This window comes from Pseudomonas sp. 7SR1 (assembly GCF_900156465.1).
Lineage (GTDB): Bacteria > Pseudomonadota > Gammaproteobacteria > Pseudomonadales > Pseudomonadaceae > Aquipseudomonas.
In genome coordinates this window covers 3,108,861-3,131,799 of the sequence record NZ_LT707064.1, presented here as the reverse complement: position 1 = coordinate 3,131,799, position 22,939 = coordinate 3,108,861, and the positions used below count along the sequence as shown (strand labels likewise).

Below are 22,939 nucleotides of genomic sequence, written 5' to 3'. Positions count from 1 at the left end.
ACCAGGCCAACGCCAGCAGCACGCCAGCGCCCAGGACAAGCAACCACGGACCGACGCGGCTCATGCGGCACCCGCCTGCACCTGCAGGCGCGCTACCGGACGCTCACGCACCGGCCAGTTCAGCGCAGCCGCCAGCAGGCTGAGCAGGACCGCCACTTGCCAGATCAGGTCGTAGCTGCCGGTGCGGTCGTACACCACCCCACCCAACCAGCCACCGAGGAATGACCCCAACTGGTGGAACAGGAACACGATCCCTCCCAGCATCGAAAGATTGCGTACCCCGAAGAGAGTCGCCACCGTGCCATTGGTCAACGGCACCGTAGACAGCCACAAGAAGCCCATCGCCATGCCAAACAGGTAGGCAGTGGTGGTAGTCACCGGTAACCACAGGAACAGGCCGATCACCACCGCGCGCAGCAGGTACAAGCCCGTCAGCAGGCGCGGCTTGGACATCCGGCCACCGAGCCAGCCCGCCGTGTAAGTGCCAAAGATATTGAACAACCCCACCAGCGCCAGCACGGTCGTTCCCACGCTGGCGGGCAGGTGCTGGTCCACCAGATAGGCGGGCAGGTGCACGCCGATGAACACGACCTGGAAACCACAGACAAAAAAACCGAATGCCAGCAGCCAGAACCCGGAATGACTGCACGCCTCGCGCAAGGCTTCAGACAGGGTTTGTTCATGACTGGACAGCGGCGCCGGCACGTCCTTGAGCATGCTGACCAACGGCACGATCAACGCCACCAGCAGGCCCAGCGCCAACAGCGCGGCGGACCATCCCAGCCAGCCGATCAACCCCAGCGTGCCCGGCAGCATGGCGAACTGGCCAAACGAGCCGGCAGCACTGGCGATGCCCATGCCCATGCTGCGTTTGTCCGCCGGCACCGCGCGACCGACGACCCCCAGGATCACCGAGAACGACGTACCGGACAGGCCGATCCCGATCAGCAGTCCCGCACTCAACGACAGCGACCAGGCAGAATCCGAGAGCCCCATGAACAACAGGCCGAGGGCATAAAGCACGCCACCGATCAGCACGACCCTGGCCGCACCGAAGCGATCGGCCAAGGCTCCGGTGAAGGGTTGTGCCAGGCCCCAGATCAGGTTCTGCAAGGCAATGGCGAAGGCAAACACTTCGCGGCCCCAGCCGAATTCGGCACTCATGGGCGCCAGGAACAGCCCGAAGCCATGCCTCACCCCCAGGGACAACGCCAGGATCAGCGCGCTGCCCACCAGGACCCAACCACAGGTACGCCACATCGATGTCATTTTATTCTCCGGTTGTGGGTATATACCCACTTATCGTCGAACGAACCGGCTTCACGCCAGTTCATCCAGCAAGGCCAGCAAGGTGGCGCGTTTCTCGGCACCCAGCTTATCGATCAGTTTCTGTTGCGCCGCTTCCCAGGCCGGCAACGCGGCCTCGAGCCGGGCATGCCCGGCCTCCGTCAACATCACGATGCGGTTGCGCAGGTCTTCACCCTCTGCGAGCCGGACCAGCCCCTCGCCCTCCAGTACTCGCAGGTTTCGCCCCAGGGTACTGCGATCCAGGCCCATGGCCTCGGCCAGGGAGGAAATGCTCGGCTGATCCAGGCGCGCCAGGTTGTTCAACAGCGAATACTGGGCAACGTTGATGCCGAAACCGTCGAGGGCTCCGTCGTAGTACCTGCTGACGCCCCGGGCGGCACGACGCAGGTTGATGCATAGACATTGGGAGGGAAGCATGATGCGTGTATATACCCGCGACTAAGTGAATGCAAATTTTAATTTGGCGAGGATGCCTGCGCAGCGAAGCGAAATGAATCCCTTGTCAATCAAGACCAAGTACGGATCAGGCCAATGCCAAGCCCACCAGCACGGCCATTTCCAGCAGCTCCAGCAACGCCCCGGCCGTGTCTCCAGTGCAACCCCCGAGCCTGCGCAGCATCATGTGCCGCAGGCCGATAAACACAGCAGTCGCGATGATCGATGCCAGGATCCCCGTCCACCCCGTCAGCAGAACACAGCCCAGCACACTGATCGACAGCACTTTGCAGCCCGCGTCTCGTGGCAAGTGATCGGCGAGTGCCTGGCCCAATCCGCCAGCTCGCACGTAAGGCGTACTCAGGAACAGGCCCAGCAGCGCACAACGTCCCAGAACCGGCGCGATGATCAGGGCAACGGCCTGGCCTTGCTCGATCAGCGCCAGCAGCGCAGTGAACTTGAGCAGCAACACCAGTGCCAGCGTGATCACGGCAATGGGGCCGCTGCGAGGGTCCTTCATGATCGACAGCGTACGCTCCCGGTCGCCAAAACCACCGAGCCACGCATCGGCGCTGTCGGCCAGACCATCCAGGTGAAGGCCGCCACTGAGCAGCACCCACGCCGTCAGCAGCAGGGCTCCGTGAAGCAGTGGCGGCGCTCCGGACAGCGCAGCGCTGAGGATCCACAGCAATGCGCCGAACAACGCCCCCACCAACGGATAGAACAACAGCGACCGACCGAGCTGCGTCGGCTCGGGCATGCCGGGCAGACGAACCGGCAGGCTGCTGAGGAACTGCAAGGCGATCCAGAACGACAACATCGTCAGGTCATCTCCGCCAGAACCGAACCGGAGGACACGCGCAGTGAAAACAGCGCGCCATGGGCCACTTCGACGTTGAGCAACTGCTCCCGTGGCAGCCCCCGGGCACGAGCCAGCAGCAATCGCATCACACCGCCATGACTGACCAGCAGGACGCGCTGCCCCGCATAGGCCGCATGCAGACGGTCCACCGCCGCCAGGACCCGTGTCGAGAACGCCAGTACCGGCTCGCCGTCGGGCGGGGTGAACCGGTAGGGATCGGCCCAGAACTGGCCCAGTGCCTCGGCATCAGTGTCCATCAACGCCGCTGCGCTGCGACCTTCCCAGGCGCCAAAATGCAGCTCTTGCAGGTCTTTTTCCAAGTGCACCGGCACGTTGAGCCGGGCGCCGAGTTGTTCGGCGAAACGGGCACAGCGCTGCAAGGGTGAACTCACCAGCCGATCCCAGGGCCCGCCTTGAGCGACGGCCGTGTGCATCTGCTCCCACCCCTTGGCCGTCAGGGCATCGTCGAGACTGCCTCGCAGCCCGCCTCCCAGCTCGGTTTCGCCGTGACGCAACAGGTCCAGGCGCAAGGTCATGCCGGGCGATCCGCCACGGCGGCCTCGGCAAACGTCGCCATCTGCCCGTGCAGGCCACAAGCCAGGCGCAACAGCGGCACCGCCAGCGCCGCGCCGCTGCCCTCGCCCAGGCGCAGGCCCAGATCGAGCAGCGGTTCGGCTCCGAGGGTTTCCAGCACATGGAGATGCCCTGGCTCGGCACCGCGATGGGCGAACAGAAGCCATGGCCGGCAGCCCGGATTGAGCCGCACCGCCACCAATGCCGCGACACTGCAGATGAAACCGTCCACCAGCACCGCGACACCTTGTTGGGCACAGGCCAGGTAGGCACCGACCAGCGCTGCGATTTCAAAACCGCCCAGGTTGAACAGCGTCTGCAGCGGGTCGTTGCCCTGGGCACCATGCAACGCCAGGGCGCGTTCGATGACCAGCGCCTTGCGGCTGATACCCGCCGCGTCCAGTCCCGTACCCGGCCCCACCAGGTGAGTCACCGGGCAATCCAGCAAGGCGCAAGCCAGGGCGCTGGCCGCGGTGGTGTTGCCGATGCCCATTTCGCCACCGATGAACAACTGCGTGCCGACCTCGACCGCGCGCGCCACGCTGTCGTGCCCCGCTTGCAAAGCCTGCACGCCCTGCTTCGGGGTCATCGCCGCGCCATGGAGAAAATTCGCGGTACCAGGCCCGACCCGCAGATGCCTGACACCCGCCAATTCGAGCGACGGCGTCACCGTGCCCAGGTCCACCACTTCCAGCCGGGCCTCCAGTTGCCGCGCCAGGACACTGATGGCCGCGCCGCCGCTGACGAAGTTGAGCAGCATCTGCCCGGTCACTTCTTGAGGGAAGGCTGATACGCCCTCGGCCACGACTCCATGATCGCCGGCAAAAATCGCGATCCAGACTTGATCCAGACTCGGCTTGAGCTGCCCTTGCAACCCCGCCAGTTGCACCGCCACCGACTCCAGCCGGCCGAGTGAGCCGGCCGGTTTGGTCAGCTGTTGCTGACGAGCCGCGGCCTGTTCCAGGACCTGGGTATCGAGGGGCTTGCAGGGGTCCAGCCACCAGCGGTGAGTCATGACGCAGTACCTTTGAGAGTCAGGGGCAGGCCGGCGACGGTCAGCACGACACGCTGACACCGTTCGGCCAAGGCTTGATGCAGCCAACCGGCTTCATCGACATAACGGCGAGTCAACTCACCCAGCGGCACGACACCCATGCCGGTCTCGTTGCTGACAAAAATGATGTCGCCGGGCAGCGCAGCAAGGCAGTCCAGCAGCGCATCGCGTTCTGCATTCAACCGCTCGGCGTCGTCGAGCATCAGCAGGTTGGTCAACCACAGGGTCAAGCAATCCACCAGCAGGCATTGCCCGGGTGCGGCGTTTTCCTGTAGCACCCGGGCCAGGGCCAAGGGTTCTTCCACCAGCGCCCATTCGGCCGGGCGACGGGCGCGGTGCTGGGCGACCCGTGCGTTCATCTCGCCGTCCAGGGGTTGGCTGGTGGCGATGTAGGTCACGGGTAATTGAGTGTCCGTGGCGAGTTTTTCCGCCAGGCGACTCTTGCCGGAGCGGGCGCCGCCGAGGATCAGTTGGAGCATGAGTCATTACCTTTATTTGGCGGTGTGGCGACTGGCGCCATCGCGAGCAAGCGCGCTCCCACAGTTGATCCTGTGGGTTCATGAATTCTGTGGTCATCAGAAATCCAATGTGGACGCGAGCTTGCCCGCGATGAGGCCGGCACAGCCACCCTAGATCCCGCAGAGTTCACGCAACAACCCAGTGTCCAGATGCCGCTCCACCAGATCCGCCAACCGCTCGATGTCCCGCTCGCGCAAGCCGTGGTAATCCACTGCCTGCACATCCTGTAGCCCAGCCCAGCGCAACAACGCACTGCAGGCCTGGGGAGATTCGAACAGTCCATGCAGGTAGGTGCCGACAATCTGTCCATCGAGACTTTTCGCGCCGTCGCAACGGCCGTCCTCCAAGTACACCGCTGCGTTTTCCAGGGCCGGTCCAGTGGTTACCCCCGCGTGAATCTCATAGCCGCTGACCTCAGCCTCTTCCAAGGCCAATCGCCCGCGGACATTACGCAGTTGTTTTTCGTGCTCCAGCGTCGTTTCAAAGGCCAGCAAACCCAGCCCCGCACTGGAGCCCGCCGCGCCCTCCAGCCCCAGCGGGTCGTGGACCTGCTGGCCGAGCATCTGCAAACCACCGCAGACCCCCAGCAGTTTGCCGCCATAGCGCAAGTGACGCTGGATAGCCGCCTCCCAGCCGTTGGCACGCAAATAGGCCAGGTCGCTGCGCACGCTTTTCGAACCGGGCAGGATGATCAGGTCGGCCGGCGCAATGGCCTGGCCAGGGCCGATGAATTGCAGGTCCACCTGCGGGTGCAGGCGCAACGGATCGAAATCGGTATGGTTGCTGATGCGCGGCAACACCGGCACCACCACCTTGAGCACCTGCCCGACCTTGTCGGCCTGGCGCTGGTCGAGGCCATCCTCGGCCTCCAGGTGCAGATCCGTCACGTAGGGCAACACGCCAATAACCGGTTTGCCGGTACGCGCCTCAAGCCAATCCAGGCCCGGCTGCAGCAAGGCGATGTCGCCGCGAAATCGGTTGATGACGAAGCCTTTCACCCGCGCCTGCTCGCTGGGCGACAGTAATTCCAGGGTGCCCACCAGATGGGCGAAGACCCCGCCGCGATTGATATCGGCGATCAGCAGGACCGGGCAATCCACCGCTTCGGCAAAGCCCATGTTGGCGATGTCGCCGGCCCGCAGATTGATTTCCGCCGGCGATCCCGCACCTTCCACCATCACCACCGGATAGGCCTCGCTCAACCGCCGGTGAGAGGCCAATACCGCTTGCATCGCGATGGCTTTGTAATCGTGATAGGCAACGGCGTTCATGGTGGTCACGGCACGCCCATGGATGATGACCTGGGCCCCGGTGTCGCTGTTGGGCTTGAGCAGCACCGGGTTCATGTCGGTATGGGGCTCAAGGCCTGCGGCCTGGGCCTGTACCGCCTGGGCGCGCCCGATTTCGCCGCCATCGGCGGTCACCGCGCTGTTGAGCGCCATGTTCTGCGGCTTGAACGGCACCACGCTGACGCCCTGGCGGCGGACCCAGCGGCACAGCGCCGTCACCAGGGTACTTTTGCCGGCATCGGATGTGGTGCCCTGCACCATCAAAGTGGTCATGGAAGATCCTTGGTGTAGGCCTCTAACGCCTGTTCGAGGCGCAGGAATTCTGCATCGTCGGCTGCAAGCCCGAACCGCAGGCTGCTGTTGTGGGAAAACAAGCGCAGGAGAATGCCGCGGCGGGCCATGAAATCGTGAAGCACCTGGGCATGCTCGGTCACCAGCCACTGGAACAGCCCGCAGCCGCCCTGGGGCTTGAAGCCATGACGCTCCAGGGTCAGCGCCAGGCGCTGGCTGGTGACTTCACAGCGCTGTCGCTGGCGGACCTGAGCGGCATGGTCCAGCAAACAGGCCTGCCCCAGCACCCGCGTCGGCCCGCTGACGGCCCATGGCCCGACCTGTTCGGCCAACAACCTGAGCAAGTGCCGCTCGGCCAATACAAAGCCCAGGCGAACTCCGGCCAGCCCAAAGAACTTGCCGAACGAACGCAGCACGATCAGACCAACCTGATGGGCATGGGCCGCCAGGCTCAGTTGCGGCGTGACATCCATGAACGCTTCATCGACCACCAGCCAGCCACCGCGCTGGGCCAGCCGGGCATGCCAGTCGAGCAGACGCTCCGGGCTCAGGCTCAGGCCCGTGGGGTTGTTCGGGTTGACCACCACCAGCACATCGAGGCTGTCGAGGAAGAAATCCACTTCCGCTTCCAGCACTTCCCGCACGATGTAGCCACTTCGGCGCCAGGCCTCGGCGTGCTCGGCGTAACAGGGCGACAGCACGCCGACCTTGCCGGTGCGACGCAGGCGGGGCAACAACTGGATGGCCATCTGGGAACCTGCCACCGGCAGCACATGCTCAGCGCCGTAATAATCGCGGGCCGCCTGTTCCAGCCCATCATCCGTCTCAGGCAGCCGGGCCCAGGCGCGCAGTGGAATCGCCGGAACCTCGAACGGCCAGGGCGCCAGGCCGCTGGACAGATCGAGCCATTGCGCCTCGGCAATACCGTATTGCCGGGCCGCGTTGCGCAGGCGCCCACCGTGCTCAAGCATAAAACTCGGCTCCCAGGCAGAGGATCAGCAACCACAACCATACGCCGCGCTGGACCAGTTGCCAGCCGCGATCGATGGAATCGGCGCTCGCCGGAACGCCCTCGCCCAAAGGCGGACGCTGGTGCAGCTCGCCGTGGTAAACCGCCGCGCCTCCCAGCTCGACCCCAAGCGCCCCGGCACCGGCCGCCATGACGGGCCCGGCGTTGGGGCTGTCCCAGGTCGGCCCCTGGCGACGCCAGCACCGCAGCGCCACTCGGGTTTTCCCCAGCAACGCGTAGGTCAACGCCACCAGCCGCGCCGGAATGTAATTGAGGCCATCATCGATTCTGGCCGCAGCCCAACCGAACCGCTCGAAGCGTTCGTTGCGGTAGCCCCACATCGCATCGAGGGTATTGCTCAAGCGGTACAACACCACGCCGGGCGCGCCGGCCACGGCGAACCAGAACAAGGCGGCGAATACCGCGTCGCTGCCATTCTCCAGCACCGATTCGGTGGCAGCGCGCGCGACAGCGGTTTCGTCCAGCTCACGGGTCTCACGGCTGACCAGATAGCCCACCCGCCGACGCGCTTCGTCCAGGTCCCCACTGCGCAACGCCCGGGCTACCGGCTCGACATGTTCCCCCAGGCTGCGCAGTCCGAGGGCGCAGTACAATGCCAGGATGTCCACCAGCCAACCCACCAGGGGGGCCCAGGACAAGGCCGTGGCCAGCAAGGTCAACGGCACCACGGCGATGAACCACGCCGTGACACCGTGGCTGCGCCAGCCGCGCCCGCCCGCGTTGAAACGTTGTTCGATGCGATCGGCAAATCCGCCGAACGCCACCAGCGGATGCCAGCGTCGAGGTTCGCCCAGCAACGCATCCAACGCCACCGCAGCAGCGCTGAGCAGTGCCACGCTCATGAGCTCACGCCCCAACGGTTTTCATAAAGCAGTTCATTTAGCGGCCTCGATTGCGCCCAGCCCTCCAGGGTGAGCATCGGAGCCGGGTAAAAGCTCTGCACCGGCCCCAGGCACAGAATCGCCAGGGGCTTGGCGCCGACGGGCAACCCCAGCAGGTCGGCCAGGGCCTGGGGCTCGAACAACGACACCCAGCCCATCCCCAACCCTTCGGCACGGGCGGCCAGCCACAGGTTCTGGATGGCGCAGGACAGCGAGGCCAGATCCATTTCCGGCAAGGTCCGACGCCCGAAGATATGCCGCTCGCGATCATCCATCAACGCGGCCACCAACACTTCGGCGCAGTCGTCGATGCCTTCGACCTTGAGCTTCATGAACTCATCGCTACGCTCGCCCAGGGCCTCGGCGGTGCGAACACGTTCCTCTTCCACCAACTGCCGGATATTGCCGCGCAGGGCGCGGTCACTGATGCGAATGAATCGCCACGGCTGCATCAGGCCCACGCTGGGAGCCTGATGCGCCGCTTCCAGCAGGCGCCGCAGCAAGGCCGGCTCAATCGAGCCACCTGCGAAGTGGCGCATGTCGCGGCGCTCGGCGATGGCGCGGTAGATGGCGTCGCGTTCGGCCTGGGAGAAAGCGTTGTCGGTCATGGCCTTTTCGCGAGCAAGCCCGCTTCCACTGGAGTCAGGTGATCGAACGTGTTCGCGAAAGCGGCCTCGGGGACCGGCGCGAACAGCGCGGCGATCGCCCTCGGGTTCGATGGAAAATAGAAGTGAACATAGGAAGCCGTCATCCGCCCCTGCCGGAAAACCGCCTCGGCTCCACGCCCGCCATTGGGACTCTGGCCACGAGCGATCGGCGCAACATCGGTGCTGGTCAGCGAATGATGGTAGGTATGGCCCCGCAAGGTGCCTTCCGGCAGCTCCACCGCTTGCAGGGCCAGGGCCGCCAGGCGTTTCTGCATCTGCGCCTCGCCGGCCAGCAGGCCCAGCAGCTCGGCGCGAGTACCTTCGACATCGGTCAGCGAATCCAGCAGGTACAACATGCCGCCGCATTCGGCCAGCAAGGGCTTGCCGGCCTCATGGTGAGCCCGGATCGCCGCCAGCATCGACGCGTTCCGGGCCAGGGCGACATGGTGCAGCTCCGGGTAACCGCCAGGCAGGTAGAGGCTGTCCGCTTCGGGCAGCGTCGTGTCATGGATCGGAGAGAAAAAGCTCAACTGCGCGCCCATGGCCCGCAGCAGGTCGAGGCTTGCGCCGTAGGTGAACGCAAACGCTTCGTCCCGCGCCACGGCGATACGGACGCCGTCGAGCCAGGGTTGCACGGCCACCACCTCGGGTGCGGCAAACGTCACGGCCGGCGGCAGCGTCACTTCGCAACTGCTCGCCAGGGCCTCGGCGGCAGCATCGAGGCGCAGATCCAGATCATTCAGCTCACTGGCCTGGACCAGGCCGAGGTGACGGCTGGGCAATTCGATACCGGTCTCCCGGGACAACGCGCCGTACCAGCGCAGCCCTTCGGTCAGGCTGCCTTCGAGCAGTTGCGCATGCCGCAAGGTGCCGACCCGGTTGGCCAGCACCCCGGCAAACGGCAGGTCCGCTTGATAACGCGCCAGGCCCAGGGCCAGGGCGCCGAACGTCTGGGCCATGGCCGTTCCGTCGATCACCGCCAGCACCGGTACACCGAAATGCCGCGCCAGGTCGGCACTGGACGGTGTGCCGTCGAAAAGCCCCATCACGCCTTCGATCAGGATCAGGTCCGCCTCCCCGGCGGCTTCCCACAACAGCCGTCGACTTTCCTGCTCGCCGACCATCCACATGTCCAGCTGATAGACCGGCGCACCGCTGGCGCGCTCCAGGATCATCGGATCGAGAAAATCCGGACCGCACTTGAATACCCGCACCCTGCGCCCCTGGGTGCGATGCAACCGGGCCAGCGCGGCGGTGACGGTGGTCTTGCCCTGCCCCGAGGCAGGGGCTGCGATCAGGACGGCCGGGCACTGGCGGCTGTGCATGCGGGCATCGCTCACAGCTCGACGCCCTTCTGCGCCTTGATGCCGGCCTGGAAGGCGTGCTTGATCATGCCCATCTCGGTGACGGTATCCGCCAACTCGATCATTTCCGGCTTGGCGCCACGCCCGGTCACCACCACATGCTGCATGGGCGGGCGGGCCTGCAGGTCGCTCAGCACCTGGTCCAGGTCCAGGTATCCATGCTTGAGGGCGATATTGAGTTCATCGAGCACGACCAGGCCGATGGACGGATCGCCCAGCAACTGGCGCGACACCGCCCAGGCGGCTTCGGCAGCAGCGATATCGCGCTGGCGGTCCTGGGTTTCCCAGGTAAATCCTTCCCCCATCACATGAAAACGCACCTGCTCCGGGAAGCGACGGAAAAACAGTTCTTCCCCGGTGCTGTTGCGCCCCTTGATGAACTGCACCACGCCGCATTGCATGCCATGCCCCATGGCCCGCGCGAGCATGCCGAACGCAGAGCTGCTCTTGCCCTTGCCGTTGCCGCTCAGCACCAGCAGCAGGCCGCACTCGTTCGGCGCGTTGGCAATACGCTCGTCGATCACGGCTTTCTTGCGCAGCATGCGCGCCAGGTGACGTTCGTCGCGATCGGACGCATCGGAAATGGGGGAACCGGTCATGGGGAGGCCTCCGTTGGGACTGGATAACGGCGGGCGGGCACAAAAAGAGACGGCAACAAGCCTGGCATCGCCCACCGTGACGCCGTTGAATGGATCAGGCCGGTCTCCGGGCTCATGAGCGGCGTGCTGCCGGGCTACCCGCCTTCCCACGTCCTTGGACGCAGTGGCTCATGGGCAGCCTTGACTCATTTACCGTTGCGGGGGCAGCGCCGGGCTCGCATGGGCTCACCGGCTTCCCTGTTTCACTTTGTCGGCCTGCGGCCACAAAGCACCTGAAACAAGCCGCGAAGGTTAGAGGGTTGGGGCAGGAGCGTCAATTAAAGCCACCGCGGGCCGGGCGTCGCTTATTGGCCAGGATCAATAAAATGACGTCAATGTTGTGCCATGCTGCGGCAAATGATATCAAATGGACATTACCACCCGATATCACAAGAACAACAGGGGGCAACGCATGCAAGGCATGATCATCAGCAATCCAAAACTGGAGTTCCTGCGCCCGATGCTCGAACGCTGGTTCGACTGCATCGATCGCTACAACACCGTGCGCGGGGATAACGACACGCCGTACTGGTTCGACGAAAAAGCCAACCTGGGATTGCTCTCGGCAGCGGCCTGGATGGCCGAGATGGTCACGCTGCAGGACGCCCCGACCCGCAAGCAGAATGAAGAAGGCGAACGCAACGCCAGGGCCCACCTGTTCATTGCCGGTACGGATGAGCGCGCCTTCATCCAGGCCACCCAGCGCTGGCCAAAGGTCAAGAACCTCAACCTGACCCAGCCCTTGCTCGAAGCCACCAGCGACGCCAAGCGCATCAGCTACGCCAGCGACCTGAAGCTGGGCTGCCTGTTCGTCGCGCCGCAAAAAGCCCAGCAAAGCACCACGCCCGAAGAGCTGCAGGACATGGTCGATGAACTGCAGAAGGAAAACACCTGCGCCGTGGCCTGGTATTTCCCTTACGCCTATCGCAAGTTGCGCAACGAGGCCGGTCATTATCATCCGGGGATCGCCGTGCTGTTCAAGCAGGCCCACGGCTGACGGGTGGAACCATCGCGCGTCTACGCTTCTCTATGAATAACCACATGCATTCATAGGGAAGCCAGCATGCTCAAGCCGCCTCATCTCCTGACCATTGTCCTTGCCGCAGGGCTTGTCGCTTGCGGCGAATCGTCCACGCTGCAAGTGTCCGATGGCACCGGCCCATCGCCGAAGCTGCCGGAACCGAACAAGACCCTGATCCCCACCGTGAACATCGCCGAAGCTGTCGGCTGGCCGGACGGCGCCAAGCCGACGCCGGCCCAGGGCCTGCAAGTGAAGGCTTTCGCCGAAGGCCTGGATCATCCACGCTGGCTCTATGTGCTGCCCAACGGCGATGTGCTGGTAGCCGAAACCAATGCCCCGCCCAAGCCAGACGATTCCAAGGGCGTGCGCGGCTGGGTGATGAAAAAGGTCATGGGTCGCGCCGGCGCCGGAGTGCCAAGCCCCAATCGCATCACACTGCTGCGTGACGCCAATCACGACGGCATCGCCGAAACCCGCACGGTTTTCCTGGAGAACCTCAACTCGCCGTTCGGCATGACCCTGGTGGGCAATGACCTGTACGTGGCCGACACTGACCGGTTGATTCGTTTTCCCTACAAGGACGGCGACACGCAAATCAAGGCGCAGCCCACCAAGGTCGTCGACTTGCCGGGCGGCACGCTCAACCACCACTGGACCAAAAACGTCATCGCCAGCCGCGACGGCAGCAAGCTGTACGTCACCACCGGCTCGAACAGTAACGTCGCGGAGAACGGCATGGAGGCTGAAGAAGGTCGTGCGGCCATCTGGGAAGTGGACCGCGCCAGCGGCAACCACCGCATCTTTGCCTCGGGCCTGCGCAACCCCAACGGCCTGGCCTGGGAGCCGCGCAGCGGAGCGCTGTGGACAGCGGTGAACGAACGGGACGAGATCGGCAGCGACCTGGTGCCGGACTACATCACCTCGGTCAAGGATGGCGGCTTCTATGGCTGGCCCTACAGCTATTACGGGCAGCATGTCGATACTCGGGTCGAGCCCCAGAAACCGGACCTGGTGGCCAAAGCCATAGCCCCGGACTATGCCGTCGGGCCTCACACCGCGTCGCTGGGCCTGACCTTCGCCGAGGGCAGCAACCTCCCCGCGCCATTTACCGAGGGAGCGTTCATCGGGCAGCATGGCTCATGGAATCGCAAGCCCCACAGTGGCTACAAAGTGATTTTCGTCCCCTTCAGTGCTGGCAAGCCGGTCGGGCAACCTGTCGATGTGCTGAGCGGCTTCCTGAACGCCGACGAAAAAGCCCAGGGCCGCCCGGTAGGTGTCGTGATCGACAAACAGGGTGGATTGCTGGTAGCCGATGATGTGGGGAACAAGATCTGGCGGGTGTCTGCCCAATAGCGCTGATCGCACTCTTCTGTGGCGAGGGGATTTATCCCCGCGGGGCTGCGCAGCAGCCCTAGAGCTTGAAATGCGGAGTTTTCAGGCCGATCGCATCCAAGCCGCTGTCTTTGGGGCTGCTTTGCAGCCCAGCGGGGGTAAATCCCCTCGCCACAGGTCTTCGCTGACCTGAAAATCCACGTCAGGGATTGCGTGCCAGATGCTCCGGCTGCAATACACGCTTGGCGCCCAGGTAAGCCTTCTGCCAATAGGCCTTGGACAGGCTATCGAGCTTGACCGTCCCACCGGTGGCCGGCGCATGCACGAAACGGCCCTCTCCGACGTAGATTCCGGCGTGGCTGACCTGGGAACCGCCATTGGTGGCGAAGAAAACCAGATCCCCGCTCTGCAACGCATCCTTACCGACTTCCGGGGCTCGCATGCCGATCATTTCGCGGGTCGAACGTGGCAGGGAAATACCGGCCGCGTCGCGATAGACATAACCGATCAGGCCGCTGCAATCGAAACCCGAATCCGGTGTGTTGCCACCCCAGCGATAAGGCGTGCCCACCAGGCCAAGCGCCCGGAAGAGTACGTCTTCGGCGGCCGGGGACACGGGTTGCGAGGGAGCGAATACCACCGGAGCACGCACAGGCGCAGGGGGCGGGGTTCGACTGGCGCATGCGCTGAGCAGCGCGGCCAGGAGAAGGGGAGCGAGGCGGGCCGACGTCGACATATGCAGAACGATCCTGATCTGGATGCGGCTTTTTCCTGCCGGGGCATGAAAACAAATCCGCCTGCTGGGACGCAGGCGGATTGCCATCAATCAATGATCAAGGATTCTAGCGGCTATGAGGCAAACTTCAAGTAAGACTTTAAGTTTGCCTTACAAACTGTGCGCTTACTTGCGAGCGGTGACCACAGTCGGCGCCATGGCCAGGGCGCGCTTGGCTTCGATGAAGGTCTTGCTCCAGTAGCTGTCACCGAGGCTATCGATGCGTACGCCACCGCTGCGACGGCTGCTGGAGTGGATGAACTGGTTGTCACCCAGGTAGATACCGGCGTGGCTGACACGTCCACGGCGCCCATTGGTGCTGAAAAACAGCAAGTCACCCGGCTCCAGTTGATTGCGAGCCACCAGCGGGGCATTCACGTTGATCATTTCGCGGGTGGAGCGCGGCAGGTTCATGCCGGCCTCTTCGCGAAACAGATAACCGATGAAACCGCTGCAATCGAAGCCCGCCTCGGAGGTGCCGCCAAAACGGTAGCGGGTCCCGATCAGGGACATGCCACGCTCCAGGATGCTGTCGGCCAGCACGGGAAGCTGATAGGGCTTGTTGCTGGCGAAGGCCGCCAGCTCTTTGTCGGAGGCCACTTCTTCCTGGAACGCAACGGAGGAAGACTGGGCGGTAACGGAATTCTTGACCTGTGGTTGCTGCTCTTGCTGGGTCACTGGGGAGTGGGCAGCGCAACCGAACAACAGGGTAACGAGTGCGAGAGGCACGAGGGGTGCGAAGCGATTTAGCATGGGCACGACCGTGGCTGTAGTTGTAAAGATGGCGAGACTATGCCTTCTATCGACTTCATTTGCAAATTCAATCGATAAAAATGTGACTTCCCGGTTTTGCCATCACATCTAAGCGCTTAAGCCCATTTTGAATGTCGCGTGGCCTGCAACCCAGCAGGGCCGCGGGTTTGCTCGTGCGCAAAGCAGGCCAAGAGCCACTAGTCGGACAGGCTCTACCAGCCCAAGGTTTCTTTCAAGAAAGGAATGGTCAGCTTGCGCTGGGCTTGAAGGGAGGCCTGGTCGAGGCGCTCGAGCAACTCGAACAGTGCACTCATGCTGCGGGTGCCACGGGTAAGAATGAAATGCCCCACCTCATCGGTCAGATGCAGTCCGCGCCGGGAAGCGCGCAACTGCAAGGCACGCAGCTTGTCTTCATCGGAAAGCGGACGCATCTGGAAGATCAGCGCCAGGGTGAGACGAGACTTGAGGTCCGCCAGCTTTACCGGCAACTCCCGGGGAGACGTGGAGGCAGCGATCAGCAGGCGCCGACCACTGTCCCGCAACCGGTTGAAAAGATGAAACAGCGCCTCTTCCCAATCGGCCTTGCCGGCCACGGCCTGGAGATCGTCCAGGCAGACCAGTTCGTATTGTTCGAGGTTGTCGAGGATTTCAACGCCACGGTCCAGCAATTCAGCCAATGGCAGGTACACCGCCGGCTCGCCCAATTGCTCGAATCTCAGGCAGGCCGCCTGCAACAGGTGCGTACGCCCAACCCCATCCTTGCCCCACAGGTAGATCAGACTCTCGGTCCAGCCGGCGTCGGCTTCGCATAGCCGCTCGACATAGCCGAGTGCAGCGGCATTCGCGCCTGGGTAGTAGTTGATGAAGGTGGCGTCATCACGCAGACGCACACCTAGGGGCAACTGAATCGGTTTCATGCTGGCTGGACAGTTCCAAGGAACCGTTAGTGGCCTCTGTGTAAAGTTCGCAAAGTTTATACTCGTGAAGCAGACCGCACAATGCGCCGCTCCACGAGCAAAATCAAAGGTTTGCAGCAGCAACACGGCATGGCGACCATTTCCCTGGCGCCCCGGCCGGTCGCGCCCTACAGATCGGGGTCTTCGACGCCACTGTAGAGGTCCGAATCCTTGTACAGGTCACGCGCGTGGCGCACCAGCACCATGATGACCGCCGCCACCGGCAGCGCCAGCAGGATCCCGGTAAAACCAAACAACTCACCGCCTGCCAGGATCGCGAAGATCACCGCCACCGGGTGCAGGCCGATGCGATCGCCCACCAGCAACGGAGTCAGCACCATGCCTTCCAGGGCCTGGCCCACCATGAATACCGCCACGATGCCGACCATGGGATACAGGTCGCCACCAAACTGGAACAGCCCGGCGATCAACGCCGCGCCGATACCGATCACGAAGCCCATGTACGGTACGATGGCCGCCAGGCCGGCGATCATGCCGATCAGCAGACCCAACTCCAGCCCAACCAGCATCAGTCCCGCCGCATAGATGAAGCCCAGCGCCACCATCACCAGCAACTGCCCCCGCACAAACGCACCCAGCACCTCGTGGCATTCGCCGGTGAGGGTCATGATCTGCTCCTCCCGGTGACGCGGCAGCAGGCCGCGGATCTTGGCCATCATCAGGTCCCAGTCCCGCAACAGATAGAAACTCACCACCGGAATCAGCACCAGGTTCGCCAGCCACCCCATCAAGGCCAGGCTCGAGGCTGTGGCCTGGCTCAGCACCACGCCAACGATGTCGGTGGTCTGGCCCATATGTTCGCTGATGGCAGCCTTGACCTTGTCGAACTTCCAGAAACCATCCGCCAGACCCAGCCTGGACTGTACCCAGGGCACTGCTGTGTGCTGTAGCCAATCGAGCATCTGCGGTGCCAGTTCATACAGGCGCAGCAGTTGCTTGGCCAGCATGGGAATCAACACCAGCAACAGCGCGATGACGATCAGGGTAAACAGGGCAAACACCGTCACCACGCCCCAGGTCCGCGACAGGCCGAGCTTCTCCAGGCGATCCACCACCGGATCGAACAGATAGGCCAAGAGCAGCGCCACCAGGAACGGGGTCAGAATCGGATGCAACAGATAGATTAGCGCGCACAGCAGGGCGACCCCGCCCAACCAGAACCAACGCCGCGTATCACCCATGAACAACTCCTGGCTATATAGAAGGAAAACTACCAGCGAAACCGCAGGTTGGCCGTCGGTGCGGGGGGCGCAGCGGGGGCCGTGGCCGAACCCTCGGCTGGCGGTTGTGCCGCAGGAACGGGCGCGATGCTCTCGCCGGCCGGAATTTCCTGCAGTTTCGCCAGGGCCAGCTGCGCCTTGAGCTGCTCCGCACTGCCATTGACCCGATAGACGATCCGATCCCCTTCGACCCGCTGCAATTGCCCGCCGAACGGCTCCAGCAAACGCCCCAGGGCGGCATAACGCTCGAAGTTCATGCCCTGCACTTCCAGCAACTGTTCGGTTGCCACCCCTGGCTTGGCGACGAAGCGCGGGGCCAGACGCTGACTCACCGCCAGCATCACCGCATCGGCCAGCGCGGCGGCATCGGCGCCCTGGGCACTGCCCTGTTCCCGTTGATTGCCCAGCCACAGGCGCCAGGTGCCCTTCCACTGACCGCCCTCTTCCTTGGCATGGACCGCCAGCAGCGCATCGGCGCCGTAGCGCTCCGATGCGGCGCGCAACGGAGCCGGGTCAGTGCCCTCCAGGTTCGGCGCGGTAGCGACGATCTGTTCGCTCAGGTCAGCCAGTGGCAATAGCAGTGGCAAGCCCCGATGCTGGGCGGCGCGGCGCAACGGCGCGGCGCTGGGCTGCCCGTCACCCACCAGGCTCGAACCCTCGGTCGAGTCGTTCAGCCACCAGCCCAGGATCGAAGGCCGGTTCGCGCCCCACAGTGACAGCCCTGCCGAACGCAGGGCGCGATCGGTGCTCACCGGATCGAAGTCCACCTTCAGGCTCTCGGGAGGGCCGGCGTCGTAGCCATACTGGAGAATGATCTGCTGCGGGTCCTTGCGGAGCGCCGCCAGCCCGGGGTTCTGTGCCGCCCCGGCATCGCCGGTCAGACGCAGCACCAGCGTGTCCAGGGCGCGCAATGTCGCCTGGTTGCGCTCGTCCGGCGACTGGCTCGCGACGGGCTCGTAGACTTGATAAAGACCATTGAGGGGTTCGGCCTGGCTCGCCAGGCTGATCAACGCCAGGCAGCCCACAGACAAGAATTTGATCAGACGCATGGAAGATTCCCGGACATGACGGCTGGAACAGGCCGTGTGAAGAAAACGAAGCATGGCTGTGACCACGGCATGCGCCAAAACACTCACACACCGATGGAAGTTTTGCGCGGTCGTCACCATAGCCGGTTACGGCTACACCTTATACAGCCGCATCGTGCAGCACCAATAGAAGAAATATCGGTTTTTTTCTGCGGATATGTTCCTGCCCGTCGGCGCGAGGATGGCCGCTGCCCCACAAGCCTGATAAAATCGCGCGCCTTCGCAGACCGGCAACGGCTGGGCATCCGGAATCACTCGCACAACGAGTATTCAATGGCCCCGGCGGTCGGTCGTTACCCAGAAATCCCCCCCTAAAGGCCTGGATCATGAGCAAGCAACCCTCCCTGAGCTACAAGGACGCCGGTGTAGACATCGACGCCGGTGAAGCATTGGTCGAACGCATCAAGAGCGTCGCCAAGCGCACTGCGCGTCCGGAAGTCATGGGCGGCCTGGGCGGTTTCGGCGCCCTCTGCGAGATCCCGGCCGGCTACAAGCAACCGGTGCTGGTCTCGGGCACCGACGGCGTGGGCACCAAGCTGCGCCTGGCACTGAACCTGAACAAGCACGACAGCATCGGTATCGACCTGGTGGCGATGTGCGTGAACGACCTGGTCGTCTGCGGCGCCGAGCCACTGTTCTTCCTCGACTACTACGCCACCGGCAAACTGAACGTCGACACCGCAGCCCAGGTGGTGACCGGCATCGGCGCCGGCTGCGAGCTGTCCGGCTGCTCCCTGGTCGGTGGTGAAACCGCCGAGATGCCAGGCATGTACGAAGGCGAGGACTACGACCTGGCCGGCTTCTGTGTCGGCGTCGTGGAAAAAGCCGAGATCATCGACGGGTCGAAAGTCGCCACCGGCGACGCCCTGCTTGCCCTGCCGTCCTCCGGTCCGCACTCCAACGGCTACTCGCTGATCCGCAAGATCATCGAAGTGTCCGGCGCCGACATCGAAAACACCCAGCTCGACGGCAAGCCGTTGACCGACCTGTTGATGGCCCCGACCCGCATCTACGTCAAGCCGCTGCTCAAGCTGATCAAGGACACCGGCGCCGTCAAGGCCATGGCCCACATCACCGGTGGCGGCCTGCTGGACAACATCCCGCGCGTCCTGCCAAAAGGCGCCCAGGCGGTGGTCGACGTGGCGAGCTGGACCCGCCCCGCGGTGTTCGACTGGCTGCAGGAAAAAGGCAACGTCAATGAAACCGAAATGCACCGCGTGCTGAACTGCGGCGTGGGCATGGTCATCTGCGTGGCCCAGGAGCACGTCGAGACCGCCCTGAACGTGTTGCGTGAAGCCGGCGAGCAGCCTTGGGTCATCGGCCACATCGCTGCGGCAGCCGAAGGCGCCGCCCAGGTCGAGCTGAAAAACCTTAAGGCACACTGATGCACGAACGGATGTCTGCAACCTGTGACGTCGTGGTGCTGCTGTCAGGCACCGGCAGCAACTTGCAGGCCCTGATCGACAGCACGCGGACCGGAGACAACCCGGTCCGCATCCGCGCGGTGATTTCCAACCGCGCCGATGCCTACGGCCTGCAACGCGCCAAGGAGGCGGGAATCGAGACCCGCGTCCTGGATCACAAGGCATTCGATGGCCGCGAAGCCTTCGACGCCGCACTGATCGAACAGATCGACGCCTTCAGTCCCCAACTGGTGGTCCTGGCCGGCTTCATGCGCATCCTCAGCGCCGGCTTCGTGCGTCATTACCAGGGCCGGCTGTTCAATATCCATCCTTCGTTGCTACCCAAATACAAAGGGTTGCACACTCACCAGCGCGCACTGGAGGCCGGGGACACGGAGCATGGCTGCTCGGTGCACTTCGTCACCGAGGAACTCGATGGCGGACCACTGGTCGTACAGGCAGTAATACCGGTAGAGTTGCACGACACGCCGCAAAGCCTGGCACAACGGGTCCACGCCCGGGAACACCAGATCTACCCGATGGCCGTGCGTTGGTTTGCCGAAGGACGGCTGACCCTCGACGATCGTGGTGCCTCGCTGGACGGCCAGTTGCTCGCCGCCAGCGGCCATTTGATTCGATACTAGGAGATTTTATGCGTCGCGCCCTGCTCTTCGCCTGCGCCCTGCTTGCCCTGCCTCTGGCACAGGCCGCGGAGCTTCAACCCTTCTCCGCCAGCTACACCGCCGACTGGAAACAATTGCCCATGAGCGGCACTGCCGAGCGCAGCCTGACCAAGGAAGCCAACGGCACCTGGAAGCTGAGCTTCAAGGCATCGATGATGATTGCCGGCCTGACGGAAGAAAGCACCCTGACCCTGGACAAGGACACCCTGCTGCCTCAGTCCTACCACTTCGAGCGCAGCGGCCTGGGCAAGGCCAAGAAGGCCGACCTGGACTTCGACTGGAACACGAAGATGGTCACCGGCACCGATCGCGGCGACGCGGTGAAGCTGCCGCTCAACCGAGGCATGGTGGATAAATCCACCTACCAGCTGGCCTTGCAGCACGATGTGGCCGCCGGCAAGAAGAGCATGAGCTATCAGGTGGTCGATGACGGCGAAGTCGACACCTATGACTTCCGCGTACTGGGCGCCGAAAAAGTCGAAACCAAGGCCGGGCAGATCGACGCGATCAAAGTGGAGCGTGTGCGCGACCCGACACAAAGCAAGCGCATCACCGTACTCTGGTTCGCCAAGGACTGGGATTACCTGCTGGTACGCCTGCAACAGGTCGAGACCGACGGCAAGGAGTACAACATCATGCTCCAGGACGGCACGGTCAACGGCAAGCCAGTCAAAGGCAGCTGATCCGGCTCGATAATCAGGAAGCCCCGCATATGCGGGGCTTCTTTTTGTCCGGGATGCCATGCCTTGCGTGCACCTGCTCACGATGGAAGTGGGCTGGCACACGGTATCGCGGGCAGCCTCTTTCCCCAGGGAAGCAGCTTCGCTGGATGGTTGCCGCGCCAATATGAAACCTTTTTCATGATGCCTCCCTGCGACCGAATGCCGCGCCCGGCCTGGGCTGTACGACCGCTGCGCTTTCCATGAAAACTTCTTAACGGACCGGGGCATTTACTTAGCAGGCTACGCAAACCTATAACAAAGTCCTGCACACGTTTTGCTGCAGATGACAGAGATTGGAGTTTGCAAAGATGACTGTGAAAGTAATTGAACGCGATGATGCCCACATGTCCCACGAAGCCATTGCCGCCGGCATCCGGATCTGGGATGTGCATCAGCAGGATCTGCTGGTGGGGATGTTCCATTCGGAGACAGACGCCCATAGCTACAAGGCGGAGCTGGAGCGCGAGGAAATGCTGCGCTCGCGGGAGACGGCAGAATCCTGAACAACGAAAAACCTGTGGGAGCGAGCGTGCTCGCGATAGCGGAGTGTCAGTCGCCATATGGGGCACTGATAACCACTATTGCGAGCACGCTCGCTCCCACAGGTTTTGTGTTTCAGTTCAACTGATATTGCGTCCGGCTCACCACATCAAATCATCCGGAATCTGATACGCCGCGTACGGATCGTCGGCATCCACTTCTTCGGTCTGGGTATTGAGCTGCACAATACGCTTGGGATCTCGCTCCTGGATTTTCAACGCCGCTTCGCGGGGGATCACTTCATAACCGCCGGCATGATGGACGATCGCCAGCGAGCCGCTGCTCAGCTTGTTACGCATCAGGGTGTTGACCGAGATACGCTTGACCTTCTTGTCGTCGACAAAGTTGTAGTAATCATCGGTGGTCAGCTTCGGCAGGCGCGAGACTTCGATCAACTGCTTGATCTGGGCGGCACGGGCCTTCTGCTCGGCCTTTTCCTGTTGCTGGCGATTGAGCTCCTGGTCACGCCGCGCCTTCTCCGCCATGGCCTCCTGGGCCGCGCGCTGCTGGGAGTCGTCCAGTTCGATCTGGCCCTTGTGGGCCAGGCGCTGCTGCTTCTGCTTCTCTTTGCCGACCTGCTTGACCTGCTTTTGGTTGACCAGCCCTGCTTTGAGCAACTGGTCGCGAAGGGAAAGGCTCATGGTGCTTACTCACTTAGGCAACGGCCTCAGCCGCAGCTGGGCAAATTCTTTTCCTGACGTTTGGCTTCGCCCCACAAGGCGTCCAATTCTTCTAGGGTGCAATCTTCCATGGGACGGTGGGTGTCGCGCAATGCCTGTTCGATAAATCGAAAACGCCGCTCGAATTTCCCATTGGCGCCGCGCAGTGCGGTTTCCGGATCGACCTTGAGATGACGGGCCAGGTTCACCACGCTGAACAGCAGGTCGCCGACCTCCTCGCCAATGGCTTGTGGGTCATTGTCGGCCATGGCTTGCAGCACTTCGTCCAGCTCCTCGCGAACCTTGTCCAGCACCGGCAGTGGACCCGGCCAGTCGAAACCGACCTGGCCCGCCCGTTTCTGCAGCTTCGCCGACCGGGATAACGCCGGCAGGGCCGCTGGCACATCGTCGAGCAGTGACAACTGCTCCGGAGCGCAGGCCTTTTCAGCCCGCTCCTCAGCCTTGATCTGCTCCCAGCGATGCTTGACCTGCTCCTCGCTCAGGCGCGGTACATCCAGCGGCGCGTAGAGATCGCCGGTGGGAAATACGTGAGGATGGCGCCGGATCAGCTTGCGGGTGATGCTGTCGACCACACCGGCGAATTCAAAGCGGTTTTCTTCCCGGGCCAGCTGGCTGTAATACACCACCTGGAACAACAGATCGCCCAATTCGCCTTGCAGGTGATCGAAGTCGCCGCGCTCGATGGCATCGGCGACTTCGTAGGCTTCTTCCAAGGTATGGGGAACGATGGTCGCGTAGGTTTGCTTGATGTCCCACGGGCAACCGTACTGGGGGTCCCGCAGACGGTTCATCAAGTGGAGCAGGTCTTCGAGGCTGTACATCAATCCATCCCATCACAAAAAAGTCCTGTGGGA

Annotated in this window: 25 protein-coding genes and 1 riboswitch; of the genes, 6 read left to right on the top strand and 19 right to left on the bottom strand. The window is 63.3% G+C overall.

Features of this window, described 5'->3' with window-relative positions:
* Positions 1-60: 60 nt before the first annotated feature.
* From BW992_RS14240 to cobO, 12 genes are all read right to left on the bottom strand, one after another.
* Positions 61-1,269: an MFS transporter gene (locus tag BW992_RS14240; RefSeq protein ID WP_072393989.1), complete on the bottom strand. Its 1,209-nt coding sequence runs from the start codon at positions 1,267-1,269 to the stop codon at positions 61-63.
* A 51-nt stretch (positions 1,270-1,320) separates the two neighbouring features.
* A complete protein-coding gene (locus BW992_RS14235) occupies positions 1,321-1,725 on the bottom strand; it encodes a MarR family winged helix-turn-helix transcriptional regulator (RefSeq protein ID WP_072393992.1) in 405 nt (134 codons plus the stop codon).
* A 106-nt stretch (positions 1,726-1,831) separates the two neighbouring features.
* Positions 1,832-2,563, bottom strand: coding sequence for an adenosylcobinamide-GDP ribazoletransferase (locus BW992_RS14230; RefSeq protein WP_072393996.1), 732 nt, complete (start codon positions 2,561-2,563; stop codon positions 1,832-1,834).
* A 2-nt stretch (positions 2,564-2,565) separates the two neighbouring features.
* Positions 2,566-3,141: an alpha-ribazole phosphatase family protein gene (gene cobC / locus BW992_RS14225; RefSeq protein WP_072431634.1), complete on the bottom strand. Its 576-nt coding sequence runs from the start codon at positions 3,139-3,141 to the stop codon at positions 2,566-2,568.
* Positions 3,138-4,193: a nicotinate-nucleotide--dimethylbenzimidazole phosphoribosyltransferase gene (cobT, locus tag BW992_RS14220; protein WP_076406433.1), complete on the bottom strand. Its 1,056-nt coding sequence runs from the start codon at positions 4,191-4,193 to the stop codon at positions 3,138-3,140. Before cobT ends, cobC begins: the two co-directional genes overlap by 4 nt.
* Positions 4,190-4,711, bottom strand: a complete 522-nt coding sequence (cobU, locus tag BW992_RS14215; RefSeq protein WP_072394005.1) for a bifunctional adenosylcobinamide kinase/adenosylcobinamide-phosphate guanylyltransferase — start codon at positions 4,709-4,711, stop codon at positions 4,190-4,192. The genes cobT and cobU overlap by 4 nt, the downstream gene beginning before the upstream one ends.
* A 150-nt stretch (positions 4,712-4,861) precedes the next feature.
* Positions 4,862-6,313, bottom strand: coding sequence for a cobyric acid synthase (locus tag BW992_RS14210; protein WP_076406431.1), 1,452 nt, complete (start codon positions 6,311-6,313; stop codon positions 4,862-4,864).
* Positions 6,310-7,302 (bottom strand): threonine-phosphate decarboxylase CobD, encoded by a 993-nt coding sequence (gene cobD / locus BW992_RS14205; RefSeq protein WP_072394011.1) that lies wholly within the window; start codon positions 7,300-7,302, stop codon positions 6,310-6,312. The genes BW992_RS14210 and cobD overlap by 4 nt, the downstream gene beginning before the upstream one ends.
* Entirely contained in the window at positions 7,295-8,203 is a 909-nt protein-coding gene (cbiB, locus tag BW992_RS14200) for an adenosylcobinamide-phosphate synthase CbiB (protein WP_072431638.1), read from the bottom strand. Before cbiB ends, cobD begins: the two co-directional genes overlap by 8 nt.
* The gene (gene bluB, locus BW992_RS14195; protein ID WP_072394017.1) at positions 8,200-8,850 is read right to left on the bottom strand and encodes a 5,6-dimethylbenzimidazole synthase; all 651 of its coding nucleotides are present in this window, start codon (positions 8,848-8,850) and stop codon (positions 8,200-8,202) included. Before bluB ends, cbiB begins: the two co-directional genes overlap by 4 nt.
* The gene (locus BW992_RS14190) at positions 8,847-10,214 is read right to left on the bottom strand and encodes a cobyrinate a,c-diamide synthase (protein ID WP_072394146.1); all 1,368 of its coding nucleotides are present in this window, start codon (positions 10,212-10,214) and stop codon (positions 8,847-8,849) included. Before BW992_RS14190 ends, bluB begins: the two co-directional genes overlap by 4 nt.
* Positions 10,215-10,225: 11 nt before the next feature.
* Positions 10,226-10,852 carry a cob(I)yrinic acid a,c-diamide adenosyltransferase gene (cobO, locus tag BW992_RS14185; RefSeq protein ID WP_207956415.1) on the bottom strand — a complete coding sequence of 209 codons (627 nt, stop codon included), beginning with the start codon at positions 10,850-10,852 and terminating at the stop codon, positions 10,226-10,228.
* 80 nt (positions 10,853-10,932) lie between these two features.
* Positions 10,933-11,143: riboswitch (cobalamin riboswitch) on the bottom strand.
* Positions 11,144-11,303: 160 nt separating this feature from the next.
* Between cobO and BW992_RS14180 the strand changes: the two genes are divergently transcribed.
* A complete protein-coding gene (locus tag BW992_RS14180) occupies positions 11,304-11,888 on the top strand; it encodes a hypothetical protein (RefSeq protein ID WP_072394149.1) in 585 nt (194 codons plus the stop codon).
* 66 nt (positions 11,889-11,954) lie between these two features.
* Positions 11,955-13,265: a PQQ-dependent sugar dehydrogenase gene (locus BW992_RS14175; protein ID WP_072394020.1), complete on the top strand. Its 1,311-nt coding sequence runs from the start codon at positions 11,955-11,957 to the stop codon at positions 13,263-13,265.
* Positions 13,266-13,446: 181 nt separating this feature from the next.
* Here the strand turns inward: BW992_RS14175 and BW992_RS14170 are convergent, their stop codons facing one another.
* The 5 genes from BW992_RS14170 to BW992_RS14150 all read right to left on the bottom strand — a co-directional run bounded on the left by BW992_RS14170 (position 13,447) and on the right by BW992_RS14150 (position 18,018).
* Positions 13,447-13,980 (bottom strand): C40 family peptidase, encoded by a 534-nt coding sequence (locus BW992_RS14170; protein ID WP_072394023.1) that lies wholly within the window; start codon positions 13,978-13,980, stop codon positions 13,447-13,449.
* A gap of 165 nt (positions 13,981-14,145) precedes the next feature.
* Positions 14,146-14,772, bottom strand: a complete 627-nt coding sequence (locus tag BW992_RS14165) for a C40 family peptidase (RefSeq protein ID WP_072394026.1) — start codon at positions 14,770-14,772, stop codon at positions 14,146-14,148.
* A 212-nt stretch (positions 14,773-14,984) separates the two neighbouring features.
* A complete protein-coding gene (hda, locus tag BW992_RS14160) occupies positions 14,985-15,689 on the bottom strand; it encodes a DnaA regulatory inactivator Hda (RefSeq protein WP_003178999.1) in 705 nt (234 codons plus the stop codon).
* 167 nt (positions 15,690-15,856) lie between these two features.
* Entirely contained in the window at positions 15,857-16,930 is a 1,074-nt protein-coding gene (locus BW992_RS14155; protein WP_072394029.1) for an AI-2E family transporter, read from the bottom strand.
* 29 nt (positions 16,931-16,959) lie between these two features.
* Positions 16,960-18,018 carry a DUF2066 domain-containing protein gene (locus tag BW992_RS14150; RefSeq protein ID WP_072459621.1) on the bottom strand — a complete coding sequence of 353 codons (1,059 nt, stop codon included), beginning with the start codon at positions 18,016-18,018 and terminating at the stop codon, positions 16,960-16,962.
* Positions 18,019-18,383: 365 nt separating this feature from the next.
* Here BW992_RS14150 and purM point away from each other — a divergent pair, with 365 nt between their 5' ends.
* The 4 genes from purM to BW992_RS14130 all read left to right on the top strand — a co-directional run bounded on the left by purM (position 18,384) and on the right by BW992_RS14130 (position 21,368).
* The gene (gene purM / locus BW992_RS14145; protein WP_072394035.1) at positions 18,384-19,442 is read left to right on the top strand and encodes a phosphoribosylformylglycinamidine cyclo-ligase; all 1,059 of its coding nucleotides are present in this window, start codon (positions 18,384-18,386) and stop codon (positions 19,440-19,442) included.
* Between the two features lie 11 nt (positions 19,443-19,453).
* Positions 19,454-20,104, top strand: a complete 651-nt coding sequence (gene purN, locus BW992_RS14140) for a phosphoribosylglycinamide formyltransferase (RefSeq protein ID WP_072394152.1) — start codon at positions 19,454-19,456, stop codon at positions 20,102-20,104.
* Positions 20,105-20,112: 8 nt separating this feature from the next.
* Entirely contained in the window at positions 20,113-20,826 is a 714-nt protein-coding gene (locus tag BW992_RS14135; protein WP_072394038.1) for a DUF3108 domain-containing protein, read from the top strand.
* A gap of 347 nt (positions 20,827-21,173) precedes the next feature.
* The gene (locus BW992_RS14130; RefSeq protein WP_072394041.1) at positions 21,174-21,368 is read left to right on the top strand and encodes a hypothetical protein; all 195 of its coding nucleotides are present in this window, start codon (positions 21,174-21,176) and stop codon (positions 21,366-21,368) included.
* 138 nt (positions 21,369-21,506) lie between these two features.
* Here BW992_RS14130 and BW992_RS14125 read toward each other — a convergent pair whose 3' ends face one another.
* On the bottom strand, positions 21,507-22,046 hold the full coding sequence (locus tag BW992_RS14125; protein WP_072394044.1) for a DUF2058 domain-containing protein: 540 nt from the start codon (positions 22,044-22,046) through the stop codon (positions 21,507-21,509).
* A 26-nt stretch (positions 22,047-22,072) separates the two neighbouring features.
* Positions 22,073-22,906, bottom strand: a complete 834-nt coding sequence (mazG, locus tag BW992_RS14120) for a nucleoside triphosphate pyrophosphohydrolase (RefSeq protein ID WP_072394047.1) — start codon at positions 22,904-22,906, stop codon at positions 22,073-22,075.
* Positions 22,907-22,939 lie beyond the last annotated feature (33 nt).

What these genes read in the sequence shown, in the direction of transcription:
- BW992_RS14240 (WP_072393989.1), bottom strand. Translation starts at nt 1,269, where the DNA reads ATGACATCGATGTGGCGTACCTGTGGTTGGGTCCTGGTGGGCAGCGCG.
- BW992_RS14235 (WP_072393992.1), bottom strand. Translation starts at nt 1,725, where the DNA reads ATGCTTCCCTCCCAATGTCTATGCATCAACCTGCGTCGTGCCGCCCGG.
- BW992_RS14230 (WP_072393996.1), bottom strand. Translation starts at nt 2,563, where the DNA reads ATGTTGTCGTTCTGGATCGCCTTGCAGTTCCTCAGCAGCCTGCCGGTT.
- cobC (WP_072431634.1), bottom strand. Translation starts at nt 3,141, where the DNA reads ATGACCTTGCGCCTGGACCTGTTGCGTCACGGCGAAACCGAGCTGGGA.
- cobT (WP_076406433.1), bottom strand. Translation starts at nt 4,193, where the DNA reads ATGACTCACCGCTGGTGGCTGGACCCCTGCAAGCCCCTCGATACCCAG.
- cobU (WP_072394005.1), bottom strand. Translation starts at nt 4,711, where the DNA reads ATGCTCCAACTGATCCTCGGCGGCGCCCGCTCCGGCAAGAGTCGCCTG.
- BW992_RS14210 (WP_076406431.1), bottom strand. Translation starts at nt 6,313, where the DNA reads ATGACCACTTTGATGGTGCAGGGCACCACATCCGATGCCGGCAAAAGT.
- cobD (WP_072394011.1), bottom strand. Translation starts at nt 7,302, where the DNA reads ATGCTTGAGCACGGTGGGCGCCTGCGCAACGCGGCCCGGCAATACGGT.
- cbiB (WP_072431638.1), bottom strand. Translation starts at nt 8,203, where the DNA reads ATGAGCGTGGCACTGCTCAGCGCTGCTGCGGTGGCGTTGGATGCGTTG.
- bluB (WP_072394017.1), bottom strand. Translation starts at nt 8,850, where the DNA reads ATGACCGACAACGCTTTCTCCCAGGCCGAACGCGACGCCATCTACCGC.
- BW992_RS14190 (WP_072394146.1), bottom strand. Translation starts at nt 10,214, where the DNA reads ATGCACAGCCGCCAGTGCCCGGCCGTCCTGATCGCAGCCCCTGCCTCG.
- cobO (WP_207956415.1), bottom strand. Translation starts at nt 10,852, where the DNA reads ATGACCGGTTCCCCCATTTCCGATGCGTCCGATCGCGACGAACGTCAC.
- BW992_RS14180 (WP_072394149.1), top strand. Translation starts at nt 11,304, where the DNA reads ATGCAAGGCATGATCATCAGCAATCCAAAACTGGAGTTCCTGCGCCCG.
- BW992_RS14175 (WP_072394020.1), top strand. Translation starts at nt 11,955, where the DNA reads ATGCTCAAGCCGCCTCATCTCCTGACCATTGTCCTTGCCGCAGGGCTT.
- BW992_RS14170 (WP_072394023.1), bottom strand. Translation starts at nt 13,980, where the DNA reads ATGTCGACGTCGGCCCGCCTCGCTCCCCTTCTCCTGGCCGCGCTGCTC.
- BW992_RS14165 (WP_072394026.1), bottom strand. Translation starts at nt 14,772, where the DNA reads ATGCTAAATCGCTTCGCACCCCTCGTGCCTCTCGCACTCGTTACCCTG.
- hda (WP_003178999.1), bottom strand. Translation starts at nt 15,689, where the DNA reads ATGAAACCGATTCAGTTGCCCCTAGGTGTGCGTCTGCGTGATGACGCC.
- BW992_RS14155 (WP_072394029.1), bottom strand. Translation starts at nt 16,930, where the DNA reads ATGGGTGATACGCGGCGTTGGTTCTGGTTGGGCGGGGTCGCCCTGCTG.
- BW992_RS14150 (WP_072459621.1), bottom strand. Translation starts at nt 18,018, where the DNA reads ATGCGTCTGATCAAATTCTTGTCTGTGGGCTGCCTGGCGTTGATCAGC.
- purM (WP_072394035.1), top strand. Translation starts at nt 18,384, where the DNA reads ATGAGCAAGCAACCCTCCCTGAGCTACAAGGACGCCGGTGTAGACATC.
- purN (WP_072394152.1), top strand. Translation starts at nt 19,454, where the DNA reads ATGTCTGCAACCTGTGACGTCGTGGTGCTGCTGTCAGGCACCGGCAGC.
- BW992_RS14135 (WP_072394038.1), top strand. Translation starts at nt 20,113, where the DNA reads ATGCGTCGCGCCCTGCTCTTCGCCTGCGCCCTGCTTGCCCTGCCTCTG.
- BW992_RS14130 (WP_072394041.1), top strand. Translation starts at nt 21,174, where the DNA reads ATGACTGTGAAAGTAATTGAACGCGATGATGCCCACATGTCCCACGAA.
- BW992_RS14125 (WP_072394044.1), bottom strand. Translation starts at nt 22,046, where the DNA reads ATGAGCCTTTCCCTTCGCGACCAGTTGCTCAAAGCAGGGCTGGTCAAC.
- mazG (WP_072394047.1), bottom strand. Translation starts at nt 22,906, where the DNA reads ATGTACAGCCTCGAAGACCTGCTCCACTTGATGAACCGTCTGCGGGAC.